This is a genomic window from Labrenzia sp. C1B70, from assembly GCF_000475395.1.
Taxonomy (GTDB): domain Bacteria; phylum Pseudomonadota; class Alphaproteobacteria; order Rhizobiales; family Stappiaceae; genus Roseibium; species Roseibium algicola.
The window spans coordinates 145,301-160,140 of record NZ_AXCE01000008.1 but is presented as its reverse complement, the minus strand read 5'-3'; the positions used below and the strand labels follow the sequence as shown (position 1 = coordinate 160,140).

Annotated in this window: 13 protein-coding genes; 3 read left to right on the top strand and 10 right to left on the bottom strand. The window is 61.3% G+C overall.

Features of this window, described 5'->3' with window-relative positions; genetic code table 11:
* Positions 1 to 158: 158 nt before the first annotated feature.
* The 3 genes from Q666_RS44480 to Q666_RS44470 form a co-directional block, all read right to left on the bottom strand.
* Complete coding sequence (locus tag Q666_RS44480; RefSeq protein ID WP_023003138.1) at positions 159 to 1,700, bottom strand: tripartite tricarboxylate transporter permease; 1,542 nt, start codon at positions 1,698 to 1,700, stop codon at positions 159 to 161.
* A 12-nt stretch (positions 1,701 to 1,712) separates the two neighbouring features.
* The gene (locus Q666_RS44475) at positions 1,713 to 2,144 is read right to left on the bottom strand and encodes a tripartite tricarboxylate transporter TctB family protein (RefSeq protein ID WP_023003139.1); all 432 of its coding nucleotides are present in this window, start codon (positions 2,142 to 2,144) and stop codon (positions 1,713 to 1,715) included.
* Between the two features lie 270 nt (positions 2,145 to 2,414).
* Entirely contained in the window at positions 2,415 to 3,404 is a 990-nt protein-coding gene (locus Q666_RS44470; RefSeq protein ID WP_023003140.1) for a tripartite tricarboxylate transporter substrate-binding protein, read from the bottom strand.
* 192 nt (positions 3,405 to 3,596) lie between these two features.
* Here Q666_RS44470 and Q666_RS44465 point away from each other — a divergent pair, with 192 nt between their 5' ends.
* Genes Q666_RS44465 through Q666_RS44455 form a run of 3 tightly spaced genes read left to right on the top strand, consistent with a single transcriptional unit; the run spans position 3,597 to position 6,728 of the window.
* Entirely contained in the window at positions 3,597 to 4,268 is a 672-nt protein-coding gene (locus Q666_RS44465; protein WP_023003141.1) for a response regulator transcription factor, read from the top strand.
* Positions 4,261 to 5,658 (top strand): sensor histidine kinase, encoded by a 1,398-nt coding sequence (locus Q666_RS44460; RefSeq protein ID WP_023003142.1) that lies wholly within the window; start codon positions 4,261 to 4,263, stop codon positions 5,656 to 5,658. The genes Q666_RS44465 and Q666_RS44460 overlap by 8 nt, the downstream gene beginning before the upstream one ends.
* Complete coding sequence (locus Q666_RS44455) at positions 5,655 to 6,728, top strand: extracellular solute-binding protein (RefSeq protein WP_023003143.1); 1,074 nt, start codon at positions 5,655 to 5,657, stop codon at positions 6,726 to 6,728. The genes Q666_RS44460 and Q666_RS44455 overlap by 4 nt, the downstream gene beginning before the upstream one ends.
* Positions 6,729 to 6,768: 40 nt before the next feature.
* Here Q666_RS44455 and Q666_RS44450 read toward each other — a convergent pair whose 3' ends face one another.
* The 7 genes from Q666_RS44450 to Q666_RS44420 form a co-directional block, all read right to left on the bottom strand.
* Complete coding sequence (locus Q666_RS44450; protein ID WP_023003144.1) at positions 6,769 to 7,581, bottom strand: phosphodiesterase; 813 nt, start codon at positions 7,579 to 7,581, stop codon at positions 6,769 to 6,771.
* Positions 7,578 to 8,621: an ABC transporter ATP-binding protein gene (locus tag Q666_RS44445; protein WP_031270341.1), complete on the bottom strand. Its 1,044-nt coding sequence runs from the start codon at positions 8,619 to 8,621 to the stop codon at positions 7,578 to 7,580. The genes Q666_RS44450 and Q666_RS44445 overlap by 4 nt, the downstream gene beginning before the upstream one ends.
* The gene (locus Q666_RS44440; protein WP_023003146.1) at positions 8,618 to 9,409 is read right to left on the bottom strand and encodes an ABC transporter permease subunit; all 792 of its coding nucleotides are present in this window, start codon (positions 9,407 to 9,409) and stop codon (positions 8,618 to 8,620) included. The genes Q666_RS44445 and Q666_RS44440 overlap by 4 nt, the downstream gene beginning before the upstream one ends.
* Before the next feature lies 1 nt (position 9,410).
* Positions 9,411 to 10,214: an ABC transporter permease subunit gene (locus Q666_RS44435; protein ID WP_031270343.1), complete on the bottom strand. Its 804-nt coding sequence runs from the start codon at positions 10,212 to 10,214 to the stop codon at positions 9,411 to 9,413.
* A gap of 63 nt (positions 10,215 to 10,277) precedes the next feature.
* Positions 10,278 to 11,273 (bottom strand): ABC transporter substrate-binding protein, encoded by a 996-nt coding sequence (locus Q666_RS44430; RefSeq protein WP_031270345.1) that lies wholly within the window; start codon positions 11,271 to 11,273, stop codon positions 10,278 to 10,280.
* A 39-nt stretch (positions 11,274 to 11,312) separates the two neighbouring features.
* Positions 11,313 to 12,377: a LacI family DNA-binding transcriptional regulator gene (locus Q666_RS44425; RefSeq protein WP_031270348.1), complete on the bottom strand. Its 1,065-nt coding sequence runs from the start codon at positions 12,375 to 12,377 to the stop codon at positions 11,313 to 11,315.
* 169 nt (positions 12,378 to 12,546) lie between these two features.
* On the bottom strand, positions 12,547 to 14,688 hold the full coding sequence (locus Q666_RS44420; protein WP_023003150.1) for a TonB-dependent receptor: 2,142 nt from the start codon (positions 14,686 to 14,688) through the stop codon (positions 12,547 to 12,549).
* Between the last annotated feature and the right edge of the window lie 152 nt (positions 14,689 to 14,840).

Sequence of the window (14,840 nt, the reverse complement as noted above, 5' to 3'; positions counted from 1 at the left end):
TGAAGCATTTTTGACTGGCGCCTTGCATGTTGGTTCCCCGCTGGGTGGCAGCTTCGCTTCGGACCATCGGGAATGACGACGGTGAGACGTCCGCAAACAAAAAAACGCCCTCATCCGGAAGGAGAGGGCGTTTTCGTTTCTTGCGCTGTTGGCAGCGATCAGTCGATGACCGAGCCCTCTTCGTCCTTCTTCATGTGACGCATGCGGGCTTTCAGGACCTTGCCGAAGATGATCGGCAGGACGAAGCCGATGATGGCCATGCTCCACAGGGTCAGCGACAGCGGGCTGTCGATCAGGGTGAACCAGTCGCCGTTGCTGATGGTGATCGCGCGGCGCAGGTTGTTTTCCATGGCGTTGCCGAGCAGCGTTCCGAGGATGATCGGGACCAGCGGCACATCCAGCTTGCGCAACACCCAGCCCAGCACACCAAAGCCGACCATGACCAGAAGGTCGAAGGAGGAGCCGGAGATGCCGTAGATGCCGACGAAGCTGACCATGGCCACGATGGGCATGAGGATGCGCGGCGGGATCAACAGGACGCGGGTGAAGAGACCGATCATCGGGATGTTCATGGCCAGCAGCATGAAGTTGGCAATGAACAGGGCCGCGATCAGACCCCAGACCACATCCGGCTGCTGGGTGAACAGCAGCGGGCCCGGGGTGATGTTGAGCGCCAGCAGAACCGCCAGCAGCACGGCCGTGGTCCCGGAACCGGGAACGCCGAGGGCGAGCATCGGCACCAGCGCACCACCCGCGGCAGCGTTGTTGCCGGCTTCAGGCGCGGCGACACCGCGCGGGTCGCCCTTGCCGAAGGTGCCTTCCTTGTCGACCAGTTTCTTCTCGAACGTATAGGAGATGAACGAGCCGAGCGACGCGCCGGCACCAGGCAGAACGCCGGCAATGAAGCCGAGCAGACTGGTGCGCAGCATGGTCGGTGTGCAGGACTTCAGCAGCGAGAAGCTGGGCATCAGCCGGCCGACGGTAACCTTGCTGGAGTTGGCGTCGGCATTGCCGTGACGGTGTTCCAGGAACAGGAAGACCTCGGACAGAGCAAACAGGCCGACGATGGCAACCAGGAAGTCGATCCCGTCGTAGAGATGCACTTCGCCGAAGGTGAAGCGCGGCACACCTGTCTGGGTGTCGACGCCGACGGTGGCAAGGCCAATGCCGAGCGCGGCTGCGAAGGCGGTCTTGGCCTGGTTGGTCGAGGCAACGCCGCCCAGGGTGGCGAAGGCCAGGGTGAACAGGGCGAAATATTCCGCCGGACCGAACAGAAGCGCGATCTTGACCAGCTGCGGTGCCAGCAGGATCAGGCCCCAGGTGGCCAGGAAGGCACCAACGAAGGAGGCAACGCCCGACAGCGAGAGGGCCTCGCCTGCGCGGCCCTGCTGGGCCATCGGGTAACCGTCGAGACAGGTCATCATCGCCGGTTCGTCACCGGGAATGTTCAAGAGGATCGACGAGATACGCCCGCCGTACATGGCGCCGTAATAGACCGACGTCAGCAGGATCAATGACGGCGTGGCGCCAAGACCGAGCGTGAAGGCAAGCGGGATGAGGATGGCGACGCCATTGGACGGGCCGAGGCCCGGCAGAGCGCCCATGATGGTGCCGAGAAAGCAGCCGAGCAGGGCCAGCAGCAGGTTCTGCCAGGTCAGCGCGATGATGAAGCCGTCGGCCAGTGAAGAGAGAGTTTCCATGGCGATGCTCCGTTAAAAGCCGAACGGGCCCTTGGCCAGGGAGAGGCCAAGAACGAGGTGGAAGACCGCATAGATGCCGAGCGAAGTCAGGCAGCCGGTGATAAGCGAGCCGATCGGTGAAGAGCCGAGGCGCCAGGTCAGATAGGCAGCGGCAATGGCTGTCGCGATGATGAAGCCGGCTTCCGGCAGAAGTATCGCGTAGAGGATCATCGCCAGCACTGCCATGGCGACTTCAAGCAGACGCGGCAGCGACGGCCATTCCGGGGCGACGTCGGGTTTCAGGAAAATCGCCAGCGACGACAGACCCAACACGGATGCGATGATCAGGGGGAACGCCTTCGGGCCGACGGCGTCGGACAGAAAGCTTTCTTCGATGACAAGAGCGGCCCAGGCATATCCCAGCGCGAGAAGTAGCCCGACCGCGCCAAAGATGCGGTCGCTCATGGATACCTTCCTAATAGCGGCTCCTCCCCAAGTCCGGCGGCCGCCCCTTATGTGTTCTGTTGTTTGTTGGCACCCGAAGTGTGCCACTGTGTCCGCCGACAATCCACTTTGCCCAATCGGGCGGACAATGATCAGGCAGACATACTTCCGGCGTTACGCTGTCAGTCTCAAAGCTGCGTGCGGTAAACCGGATATGCCCGCGTTCGGACGCGTCCTGAAAAAGAAGGGGGCACATGGACTGCGCCCCCTCCAGTCGGACTGACGGCATTCTTATTTGATGATGCCGATTTCTTTGGAGATGTTCTGGATCTGCTGAACCGAGTTGGCAACGAATTCCTGGAACTCGGCACCCTGCAGGTCGAGCGGAGCCAGACCGTTTGCAGCCATGATGCCTTTCCATTCTTCACTTGCGTACAGATCGGAGATCTTGGACACCCATGCGTTATAGGCGTCGTCGGACATGTTGCCCGGTGCGTAGAAACCGCGCCAGTTTGCGCCGATCGCGTCGACACCCTGTTCCTTTGCCGTCGGGAAGTCGGCGAATTCGCCGGACAGACGCTCAGGTGCCAGAACAGCGATCACCTTGATGTCGCCACTGTCGACAAAGCCCTTGGCTTCGGAAATGTCACCGGTGAAAGCCTGGACGGAACCGGCCAGAAGCTGGGTCACGGCTTCACCACCACCGTCGAAAGCGATGTATTTCACGGTGCGGACGTCTTCGATGCCGTAAGCGTTTGCAGCGATCAGAACCTTCAGGTGATCCCAGCCACCAACAGCGGAACCGCCGGCAACGGATACGGACGTCGGGTCGGATTTCATCTGGTCGAGAAGTTCCGGCAGGGTGTTGATCGGGCTGTCGGCCGCAACGGCGATCACGCCGTAGTCAGCGCCAACGGAAGCCACCCAGCGAACCTGGTCCATGGTGTTGCCCGGGAAGGCACCCTGCGCAAGCCGGGTTGCGGTTGCCGAGGAAGCTGCAACGATCAGGTCGTTGTCGTCGCCGCGCTTGTTGACGACTTCAGCATAGGCCACACCGCCGCCGCCGCCAGCCAGGTTCACAACCTGCATGGTCTTGTCGAGAAGCTTCAGGTCCTGAAGGGTCTTGCCGACCTGGCGGCAGGTGAAGTCCCAGCCACCACCCGGGTTGGCCGGTGCGATGCACTCCGGGTTTTCCGGCGTGAAATCGGCAGCTGTTGCGCCGAAAGCGGATGCGCCAAGGAATGCGGCCGCCAGCAGAAGGCGGGTCGTTTTGAATGCCATGTTGTGTTTCCTCCACATGTGCAAGGCTTTTGGTGAGCCCCTGGTATCCGTTGTGCCGCGTTAAAGCGGGTCCTCCCAACGGACGTGAGGAGAGCCTAGCGCCAAACCCTGTCATCAACCTGTCACCAGGGGGCACATTGCTTGCAAGCAGCGAATTTGCGGGGCAAGACTGGGGGCGGGAGGAACGAATCTTTGCGCCTTTTGCTCGTTGAAGACACGTTTGACATGGCGGAGGCGATCATGATCCGGCTGGACCGGTCAGGCATTGCCTGCGATCTGGCAAAGTCGCTGGAGGAGGCGAGGGCCTGCGTCAACGTTCAGCATTACGACGTGATCGTTCTTGATATCAATTTGCCGGATGGCCTGGGCACCGAGCTATTGAAAGAGATCAGGTCTCGGGGCGAACGCACGCCGGTGCTGATGCTGACGGCGGAATTTTCCGTCGACGACAGGGTATCCTCGCTCAATTCCGGGGCGGATGATTACCTGGTCAAGCCGTTCGACCACCGCGAACTTGAAGCCCGCATCCGCGCACTCTATCGCCGCGAACAAGGCGACAAGGCCGAGGAACTGACACTCGGCAGCCTTACGTTCAATGCTTCCGCGCGGGTCGTGCGTCAGGGCGACAGCCCGATCAATCTGACCCGGCGCGAATTCTCGCTGCTGGAGATCCTGGTCCGCAATCGCGGCAAGACCGTCAGCAAGGAACGTCTGTTCGAAGGGGTGTTCAGTTTCCAGGACACCGACGTCAGCATGAACGCGCTGGAGCTTTATGTTGCGCGGCTGCGCAAGAAACTCTCGGGCGGATCTGTCAGGATCGAGACCCAGAGAGGGCTTGGTTACAAGCTGGAAGTCGATGACTGATCTCATCCGCAGGCTGGCGTCGACCTCGCTCACCGCACGTGTTGCCTTCGGGATTGCCTTTCTGCTGATCTTCGGCGGGGTGATCGTTTCCATCGCGGCATTCGCCTATGGCCGGGAGGCGGCCAGAAGCGCCTACGACCGGTTGCTCCTGGGCGCGGCGACAGGCATTGCTTCGTCGATCACCGTTCAGGATGACAGGCCCGTCATCGAGTTGCCGGTATCGGCGTTCGAGTTGCTGGCGCTCGCCCCCGACGACAGGATCGGCTATCGCATTATCGGCCCGGAGGGTGCGACGCTGACCGGCTATGATGAAATCACCCTGCCGACAGGCCGGCGCGATTTCCGGGAAGGGTTTTTCGACGGTTCGTTCTTTGGAGAGCCAGCCCGTTTTGCTGTCGTCTCGCGCCGGTTTGCCGAGCGTACGCTCAACGGCACGATCAAGGTGGTCGTCGGCCAGACCCTGCGGGCGCGTAACGACATGGCCTATGACATCACCCGCAAGGCGCTCTACGTGCTTGCAGCCTCCGGCCTGGCAATGGTGCTGTTGTCGGTCGTCGTCGTCCGCTCGGTGCTGCAGCCGCTGGAACGGATCGCCGGCGGTCTTTCGGCACGGGACCCCCACGACCTGACACCGCTCGACACCTCGGTGCCGCGGGAAACGGCGGTGATGATCAATGCCCTCAACGGCTTCATGGCCCGGCTCGACCGGCAGATGAATTCCATGCGGCATCTGATCTCCGACACCGCGCATCAGCTCAGGACGCCTGTCGCTGCCCTCAGGGCCCAGGCGGATCTCTTCACCGACGAAGCGGAACTTTCCCGCAAGGAAAAGATCGTCGAGAGGATACAGACCCGAACGGCAAGCCTCGGCCGTCTGCTCGACCAGCTTCTGAGCCAGGCACTGGTGATCCACCGCGGCGACAGCGCCAGACGGGAGAAGGTGGACTTGCGCGATATTGCCCTCGACGTTTTCGAGGAAGGCGATCACGCTGTTCTCAATCCGGAATTCGACGTGATCCTGGAGATCGGCGAAGACCCTGTCGAAGTGCTGGCGGATGTGCAATCGCTGAAGGAAGCCTTGAAGAACCTCCTGAACAACGCGCTCAAATACGGCCGCTCGCCGGTGCGGATCGGGGCTTCGCTGCAAGGCGGGCGGGCCAGTATCTGGGTGGAAGATGCGGGCGGTGGACCGGTGGACGGGGTTCTTGCCGAACTGGGGTCCCGTTTCAACAAGGGCGCGCTGTCGCGGCAAAGCAGTTCCGGCCTCGGTCTTGCGATCGCGCATTCCGTCGCCCTTTCCTACGATGGCGAATTGCGTCTGGAAAAGACGGGTGGGGCGCGTTTTCGTGCAGCCCTTGTGTTTGCAGCCGTACCGGAGGGGCGGACATGAAGCGGCTCGCCTATCTGCTGAAGTGCCTGCCTGCAGTCGTGATGCTGCTTGCCACCGGCCAGGCCGTGTCGGCCCAGGAGCTGGTGGAAAATTTCGGACCGGAGACCACCAACCGTGTGCTGGTGGTGCGCTCCACGACGGATATTTCCATCTTCGGTCCCGTGGTCGAAAGTTTCCTGCGCACCCGGCCCGGGTTGCAGGTGCGCTACGAGCAATGGGGATCGAACGAGCTCTACCGCCTGACCCGCCGGGACTGCCGCGACGGCGTTCCAGGTGCCGACATTGTCATCAGCTCCGGTGTTCACCAGATGGTGCAGCTGGTCAACGAAGCCTGCGCAGCGTCCTACCGCTCACGGTTGACCGAACAGTTGCCGGAGGCCCTTCGCTGGCGCGACGAATTGTGGGGCATCACCCGAGAGCCCGCGGTGATCGTCTATAACCGCGGGCTGGTGCCCGTGGAGGATATTCCGCAGACCCGCTTCGACCTGCTCGATCTCCTTCGGCCTTCCGGCACCCCATATGCCGGGCGGGTCGCAACCTATGACATCGAGCAGTCGGGGCTTGGGTATCTGTTTGCTTTTGCCGACGCGCAGGAAGCAACCACCTTCGGCGCGCTGCAGGAATCCTTCGGCCGCTCACAGGCAATTTCCACCTGTTGCTCGGTCGACATCATCAAGGGTGTTGCCGAGGGGCGCTACCTGATCGCCTACAACGTGCTTGGCTCCTACGCCCAGGGCTATCAGCTTAACGACGACCGGATCGGCATCGTGCTGCCGTCCGACTACACACTGGTCCTGTCGCGCACCTTTATGATCCCGAAGCAGGCAAACAACGAAGCCGAGGCCGAGGCGTTCCTGGATTTTCTCTTGTCCTCGGAAGGCACGCTTGCACTTCGGACCGCATTGCTGATCAGCCCGCTTCTGGAAACGGAGGATGGCAATGAAGGCGAGGTCCTGAGTTCGACAGCCCTGCGGCCGATCGGTCTTTCCCCCGCGCTCATGGTCGCACTGGATGCCCTGACCCGGGAAACCTTTTTGCGCCGATGGCGGTCGACGTTTCCCGGGCCATGAGGCGCCGGCAGGCGCGTTGCATGATGCTCGTTTCAGGTCCTCAGGAAACGCCCAGGAAGGGATAAGGCCCCGGAAAGGCGCCAACCGGAATGAGGTGCGTCAGGAAACCATCGTCTCGCCATTCGTGAAGCAGCATCCCGCTAGGTTCCTTGGTCAAGCTGTTGCCGGCGTTGGTGCGCTGGTCCAGCGTGACCGCATGCGAGGTGCCGGGGCAGACCTGACACAGGCTGCCGGAAAAGAGGCCAACGATGGAGCGGTGCAGATGGCCGCAGACAAGCCGAACCTGCCCGGAATGAAGGGAGAGGGCGGTGCCCAGGCTGTCTGCGTCGTGCAGGTTCTGCGCGTCCATCGCATTGATCCCCACGGCAAAGGGAGGGTGATGAAAACCGACTATCGCGGGTTTGTCGCCAAGACCGGAGAGCGCGTCCGTCAGGAAGGACAGGGTTGCCGGTTCAAGTGTGCCATGCGCTGAGCTTTCGGTAAGGCTATCGAGCCCGACAACGGCAAAGTCTTCAAAATCGATCTGCCAGTCCAGGGGGCCGGTGCGAGGCATCCACTGTGCGTCCGCGAAGCTCTCCCGCATCGGCTCGCGCCGGTCGTGGTTGCCCGGCAGCACCCTGTAGGGCAGGTCGAGGTCCGCCATCAGCATCTTGAAGCGGTCGTATTCTTCCGGCGTTCCATGTTCGGTCAGGTCACCGGTAACGATCACGAGGTCGACTGGACCGATCTGCGGCAGCAGACGGTTGATTGTGGCGACCGTTTCGGCAAGGGCCGCGGCCGTGTCGACCTGTCCGTAGGCGAGTGCTCCTTCGGGAACAATGTGGGTGTCTGAAATCTGAATGATCTTGGTCATGAATGAGTCGATGTCTGATCTGCAAGGAAGATGAGGTCGGAGGGATCAATGGCGAGGCGCACGGTGCTGCCGGTTTCAGGGGCTTTCCTGCCCGGGTGCTGAAGATAGAGAAGGCCGGCATCCGGAAGGACGCCGCCCACGGCGAGACGGATATGACCGCCGGAGAACGTGACGGTTTCCACCGTCCCCGACAAGGATCCTGTCTGGTCTAGGCGGACGTTTTCCGACCGTATGTAAGCTGTTTTGCCGGCGGCGCCAGCGGGAAGCTTCAATTGCCCGCCGGGCAGCTGCAGTACATCGTTTTCCATGTGTCCGGTCAATGGCATGGCGTTGCCGATGAACCGGGCGACGAAGGCATTGGCCGGAGTGTGGTACAGCTCTTCTGGCCGGCCGACCTGAAGCATGGTTCCGTTCGACATCACCGCGATCCGGTCCGCGATCGCCATCGCCTCGCTCTGGTCGTGGGTGACGAAAACAGCCGTGATCCGGAATTGCCGCAGCATGGCGGCCAGTTCGTCACGCAGGTTGTCGCGCAAGGCGGCGTCCAGCGCGGACAGGGGTTCGTCCAGCAGCAGGATCCTGGGGCGCGGTGCGACGGCACGGGCCAGGGCCACCCGTTGGCGCTGCCCGCCCGACAGGGCATTTGTCGGGCGATCGGCGTAGTCGGTAAGGCGGCACAGGCTCAGCACCTCGTCCACACGTTGCCGGCGTTCTTCCGCCGGCACTTTTCTAACCTTCAGGCCGTAGCCGACATTCGCGCGCACGCTCATGTTGGGAAAGAGCGCATAGGACTGAAACACCATGCCGACATTGCGATGTTCCACGGCAAGTCCGGTCACGTCGGTTTCGTCGAACCGGATCCGGCTGCCCGCATCGGGGCGCTCCAGTCCGGCAATGATGCGCAGCAGGGTCGTCTTGCCACAGCCGGAAGGACCCAGCAACGACAGGATTTCGCCGGGACCAACGGTCAGGTTGGTCGGGCAGAGAGCCCGCGTGCCATCGGCAAAGGTCTTGGCGGCGTTTTCGATTGTCAGGGTCATTGAGCGATCCTTTGCGCTCTGGCGGAGGCCCATTGCATGGCCATCAACAGCGGTACGATCATCGCGAAGAAGACGAGCGTATAGGCGGAGGCGACCTCCAGCCGCATGGAGGCATAGCTGTCGGCAAGGCCGACGGGCAGGGTTTTCAGATAAGGCGTGTGCAACATCCAGGTGAGGTTGAATTCGCCGATGGAGAGCGTCACCACGGTCAGGGCACCAGCCAGGATGCCCGGCATGGCATTGGGGATGATCACCGTTCGAAACCGCGTGAAGGCAGACGCGCCAAGTGTCGCCGCGCTTTCTTCCAGGCTGCGGAAATCCATGGCCATCAGGACGGCGAGAACCGATCGCACCATGAACGGCAGCGTGTAGAGAACATGGCCGACGAGGATGAAGGTCCAGGACGTGCGGAACCCGGACAAGGTTCCGTAGAGCTGCAAGAGCGCGAGCGCCAATGCAAGGCCGGGAATGGCGAGCGGCAAGGAGATGAACTCTTCCAGCAGACGCGACAGGCGTCCGGGATTCCTGGCAAGGGCGTAGGCCGCCGGAACGCCGATCACCAGTGTGACGGCAAGGCAGGCTATCGCGAGCCAGAGCGACAGGAAGATGCTGGCGGAGTATAATTCCCAGACACGCCCGATCCATTTCAGGGTCAGGCCCGAGGATAAACCGCGGAAGTAGTTGGCTGTTACCCCGGCCAGGATCGACTGGATGGCCGGGACCAGCAGAAAGGCGGCGATAACAAGCGTGACCGCGCATTGCAGCCACCAGGCGAGGGATCTTTTCATGTCAGCCTCCCGCCGCAACTGTCGTTCCCGCAAAACTGCGGGCGATGTAAAGCAGGGCCCAGGTCACAAGGCCCAGCAGAACGGACAGGGCTGACGCCATGGCGATGTTCGCCGACAGGGTGAATTCGGTATAGATCACCATCGGCAGAACATCGATATTGGTGGCCAGCGTGAAGGCGGTTCCGAAGGCTCCCATGGCGGTGGCAAAGGCGATTGCACCGGCGGCAACGAGGGACGGGGCAAGACCGGGCAGGATCACGTCTATGACAATGCGCCACGGCGATGCGCCCAGGGTGCGGGCGGCTTCTTCCAGTGCGGGGTCGAGTTTTTCAACGGCAGCCATCACCGTCAGCAGGACGCGCGGGATGGAAAAATAGAGATAGCCGAGAAAGAGGCCGATCAGCGAATAGGCAAACACGATGTGCCCGGGCAATAGCTGGTTGAACAGCCCCTGACGTCCCCCCAGGAGGATGATCAGGAAGCCGATGACGACGCCGGGAAAGGCCAGCGGCAGGGTCAGGACGGAAAGCAGCAGGCCGCGTCCGAAGAACCTGTTCCGCGCCAGGAACAGGCCGGCGGTGGTCGCCAGAGCGAGCGCGGCAAGGCTGACCGCCAGCGACACCAGCACCGTGTTGACCAGGGTTTCAAGATATCGAGGCGTTTGCAGGATCTGCAGGTAGATGTGCCAGCCGGCTTCCGATTCAAAGGACGCCTGAACCAGGCGCACCAGCGGCAGAGCCAGAAAAGCGAGGGCGAATACCGCCAGCGGTACAAGGCAGGCGGTCACGAATGTTCTGTCGGACATGAAGAATGCCTTCGGAAAAACAGGCCGGAACGCCAATGCGTTCCGGCCCGCCAGATCAGGATGTTATTTGACTTCGTTCAGGTAACGCTCGCCGAAACCGGCCTGGGCGCGTTCCATGTGGGCATAATCGACGGCAACCGCACGCTCGTAATCGCTTGCAGGCAGGAACTTCGCGGCGACTTCAGCCGGCAGTTCCACCGGGCGGGACGGCTGCAGGTAGGCATTGGTCCAGATCGCCTGGCCTTCGTCGGACAGGATGAAGTCCAGAACCTTCTTGCCGGCTTCCTCATGCGGTGCGCCTGCCACCAGGCTCATCACGTAGGGAACGCGCACGGAACCTTCGCACGGCAGCACGAATTCGAAGTTGCCGTCTTCTTCGTATTTGCCGCGATAGGCGTTGAAGTCATAGTCGAAGAGGATCGGGATTTCGCCGGAAACGACGCGCGCGAAAGAGGTCTGCTTGGGGACGATCGGGTCGTTTTCCGCCAGTTCCTTGAAGTAGCTGATAGCCGGATCGAAGTTCTCCAGATCACCGCCGAAGGCCAGGTTGACGGCAACCGCACCTGCATAGCCGACAAAGGCGGAAGACGGATCAAGGTAGCCGACCATGCCGCGGTATTCCGGCTTTTTCAGATCGGCGAAGCACTGCGGCACCGGAGCGCCACCGAGCGCGTCGACATTCACGAACATGCCGAGGGTGCCGTAGTGAACGGCAAACCACTTGCCTTCCGGGTCCTTCAGGCCTTCGGGGATGTCATCGAAACCGGCCGGCTTATAGGCGGTGACGACACCTTCGTTGCCGGCCTTGATGCCAGTGGTCACGCCGTAATAGGCAACGTCGGCGACCGGCGCGGCCTTCTCGGCCAGAAGCTGGCTGAGGGTCTGGCCGGAATTCTTGTTGTCATGCGGCATGGCAATGCCGAGCTTCTCATTGATGGCTTCCAGCATCGATGCCCAGTCGGCCCATTGCGGCGGGCAGTTGTAGCAAACGGCATCTTCGGCCTTTGCCGGCACGACGGCCGCCATTGTCATGGCCAATGCGAAAAGTGTACGTTTCATGTCAGTGACTCCTGAAGCGATCTCAAGCAGGTCTCGGGGTTACTCATTGGATGGCAGGGAAGTGGCAGCTTCTCTGCCATCGGCTTTTCCGGGAACGGGAGGGCCAAGGCTGCCTCCCGCGCGGAAACTGAATGTGGCGGCTGCGGACGGCAGGTCGGGTGTCGGCCGGTCCAGCAGCCTTGCCAGCACGGAATGGACGGCGCCCTGACCCATGGTGCGCGGATCTGTTTCGACGGTCGCCAGATGAGGGTCGACCAGCAGGCCGGTGGAAATACCGTCGAAGCCGACCAGCGACAGATCGTCGGGAATGCGTTTGCCAAGGGCCCGTGCGGCCTTCATGGCGGCAAGGGCGAGAAAGTCGTTCGACGCGAAAATTCCGGTCAGGGCCTGATGTTCGGCCAGAAGCGTGCCGAGCAATTCCAGAAGGGTGCCGTCCTGCTCCTCGATTTCCAGAAGAAGCGGGTCTGCCATGCCGAACTCGCGGCATGCGGCGGCAAAGCCTTCGTAGCGCTCACGCGAGCGGTCGGAGCGGTGGAACCGCAGGGCCAGAAAACCGGTTTGAACGTGTCCCTGGCTGTGAAAGGCCCTTGCGACTTCACGCGCGGCGGCACGGTTGTCGACGGCCCACGCGGGCAAGCCGAAAGAGGAGCGGTTATAGACGAGGCAGCAGGGAAGGTCCCTATCCCGGATCAGCTCCAGAGCCTCGCTGTTGGCGGCATTGTTGACCGTCAGGACCAGGCCGTCGACCTGTTTGGCAATCAGGGTACGCGCGGCCTGAAGCTCCAGCACTTCGTCGTATTCCGAACAGGCCAGAATGAGCTGATAGCCTTCGCGGTGAGCTTCCTGCTGGGCAGCCTGGACGACTTCGGCAAACACGGGATTGGCGAGAGAAGGGACGATGCAGCCGAGTGTCTTTGTCGAGCTGCTTTGCAGGGATCGGCCAAGCGCGCTGAATTCGAAGCCGAGTGCTTTTGCTGCCGAAAGAACCTTCCGGCGGGTGTCGGCGCTGGCGGAGCCGGTGCCGTTGAGGACGCGGCTCACCGTTGCAATGCCGCAACCGGCCTGCTCGGCAACATCCTTGATCGTCGGCGGACGCGATCTCACCCTTGGCTCCTTCAGTCTTGGAAACGTTTCCAACACTGAATACAGGGTGTCGATGTCACTTTGATGAAAGCGTTTCCAGAAGGGAAAGGGAGCGCTTTTCGATGTGCAGTGGTCAGCCGCAACCGGGCTTGAAACCCGCCGCCCGCGGGGACAGGCGGCGGGTCATGGGTCAGAACTTCTTGGCGAAGCTCAGCTTGAAGCTGCGGCCTGCACCTTCGTCTTCACTCAGGTGGTTCCGGTACGACTTGTCGAACACGTTGTCGACGTTGAACCGGACCTCACTGTCCGCCATGAAACCGTCGGTCGGTTTCCATGCCGCATAAAGGTTATGCAGCACGTAGCCAGCGGTTTCCTGTTCGTCAGCGCCCACACGGTCCTGGGCGGCGTAGAAGTCGCCCTTCCAGCCGAAGTCGAGGTTCCACGGACGGTAGACGTAGCCGATCTTGAGGAAGGCGCTGTCGGCGGGGACGGCATTCATGTAGCCGCCGGTGCTGACGTTGTTGCCCCGGATCAGCGAGGCGCCGAGAGACCCGTAGATGCTTTCGGTCCAGTAGGAGGCTTCCAGCTCAAGCCCTTCGTAACGGGCTTTCGGAATGATTTCCGTCACCACCGTCGAACCGTTCCAGTAGCTGGCGTAGTAGTTGGTGACGTTGTTGCGGAACGCCGTTCCCTTCAGGCGGAAAGCGTCACCACCCATGATCAGGTCATCGAAAGAAAAGGTGACACCGGCCTCGAAGTTGTTCGACAGTTCCTTGTCGAGATCGTTGACGACGTAGTTCGAAAACACCTCGTCGAGGGACGGCAGACGCTCGGTGTGTGCGACGGAGCCGAAGACGCCAAGCCATTCTGACATCTTGATCATGGCTGCAAGCTTTGGCGAATAGCCGACGGCGCTCTTTTCCTCGTTCAGGTTGATGGTGTTGCCGCTGCCGTCCACATAGCTGCCGACAGACACGTTGCTGTAGTCGATCCGCATGCCGGGAATGAGGGTGATGCGGTCGTTCCACACCAGTTCGGCCTGCGCATAGCCGCCGACGTTGACCGTTTCGCCTTCCGGGTGAGATCCCGAACCACTGCGCACATAGGTGCCGAAATCACGCGGATTGCGGCGTTCCTGGTACTGGCCGTCGATGCCGGTCGTGACATAGGCCATCCAGTCTTCGCCCAGCTGGAACGTTGCGACGTTGTCGGCCTTGCCCTGCCAGGTCTCGTAGGAATATTCGGAATTGAAGCCGAACGGATAATAGCAGGTCGGCGGCGCGGGTGCAGGGGCGTACTGGGCGCAGATCTGATCCTGGTTTTTCTGCTCGACCCGCGTGTCGGACCAGCTGAACTGGGCCTTCACATCAAGCAGATCGTTTCCTGAAAACCCGTTTGCATAACCGACGATCGCGGTCTGATCCGTCACGGTGCGGTCGACATCGCCAAAGTCAGGACCCCAGGCAATCTGGTCGTAGTTCTGGTCGTCCTCGTCACTCGACCAGTTCTGGTAACTTGCGAAAACGGACTGGTCTTCATTTTCCCCGAAGGTGTAACGGGCCTTGATGAGACCGTTGATGGAGCTGAAATCCGTGTCCGGGACCTCGTTGCCCTGGCCGTCCGTAATGTCCTGAGACTGCCGATAGTTGAGGGCGCCGAGCAACTCGAGGTTCTTGACCGGCTCCGCCGCGACGATCGCACTGCCCAGCCAGCCGTTGCCGTTCGAATCCCAGGAGGTTTTCAGCCGGCCGCCGATCAGGTCACCCGGATCGAGGAAATCGCTGGCATCCTTTGTGGTGAAGGTGATCACACCGCCCATCGCACCGGCGCCATAAAGGGTCGATGATGCCGGTCCACGCAGGACTTCGATCTGTTTATAGAGTTCCGGATCGGAGAAGAACGACCCCATCCGGTACTGTTCGAAAAACTTGTTGACCCCGTCTACCTGCATGATGATCCGGGTCTCGTCGCCGGAAAGAGCTTCACCGATACCGCGGATATTGATGCTTTCGCCGAGGATCGAGTTACTGCCGATCGGCGTGACGCCCGGGATCTCCTGGAAGACGTCTCCGATCGAGCGCGGTTGCAGGTCGTCGATGGCTTCCTGGTCCAGCACGGTGACGGCCTGAGGAGTGTCGATCGCGACTTTGGGCACGCCGGCGCTGACCACGATCTGTTGTAGCTGCGACACCGGTTGATCCTGTCCGGCAACGGGTGTCGCCGGTGCTGCATCCGCTACTGCATCCTGTGCAGCCGCCCCGCAATTAAAAGCCAAAACCCAAAGGGCAACACCACCCATCAAGCGGGTGTTACCGGTCTTCTTGAGCCCCATAAAAATTCTCCAAGAGTGCGCGTTGTTCGCGTCCTTTTCGCTGCCTCTCACACAGCGTTTTAAACATGAGTCAGTGACTCAGGTATTGTGTTCCTAATGAAATATGAATATAGGAGTCAAGTATTAGATTGCGGTCGCCGAGGAAAAGCGTC

Coding starts and splice junctions, on each gene's coding strand:
- Q666_RS44480 (WP_023003138.1), bottom strand. CDS start 1,700: ATGGAAACTCTCTCTTCACTGGCCGACGGCTTCATCATCGCGCTGACC.
- Q666_RS44475 (WP_023003139.1), bottom strand. CDS start 2,144: ATGAGCGACCGCATCTTTGGCGCGGTCGGGCTACTTCTCGCGCTGGGA.
- Q666_RS44470 (WP_023003140.1), bottom strand. CDS start 3,404: ATGGCATTCAAAACGACCCGCCTTCTGCTGGCGGCCGCATTCCTTGGC.
- Q666_RS44460 (WP_023003142.1), top strand. CDS start 4,261: ATGACTGATCTCATCCGCAGGCTGGCGTCGACCTCGCTCACCGCACGT.
- Q666_RS44455 (WP_023003143.1), top strand. CDS start 5,655: ATGAAGCGGCTCGCCTATCTGCTGAAGTGCCTGCCTGCAGTCGTGATG.
- Q666_RS44450 (WP_023003144.1), bottom strand. CDS start 7,581: ATGACCAAGATCATTCAGATTTCAGACACCCACATTGTTCCCGAAGGA.
- Q666_RS44445 (WP_031270341.1), bottom strand. CDS start 8,621: ATGACCCTGACAATCGAAAACGCCGCCAAGACCTTTGCCGATGGCACG.
- Q666_RS44440 (WP_023003146.1), bottom strand. CDS start 9,409: ATGAAAAGATCCCTCGCCTGGTGGCTGCAATGCGCGGTCACGCTTGTT.
- Q666_RS44435 (WP_031270343.1), bottom strand. CDS start 10,214: ATGTCCGACAGAACATTCGTGACCGCCTGCCTTGTACCGCTGGCGGTA.
- Q666_RS44430 (WP_031270345.1), bottom strand. CDS start 11,273: ATGAAACGTACACTTTTCGCATTGGCCATGACAATGGCGGCCGTCGTG.
- Q666_RS44420 (WP_023003150.1), bottom strand. CDS start 14,688: ATGGGGCTCAAGAAGACCGGTAACACCCGCTTGATGGGTGGTGTTGCC.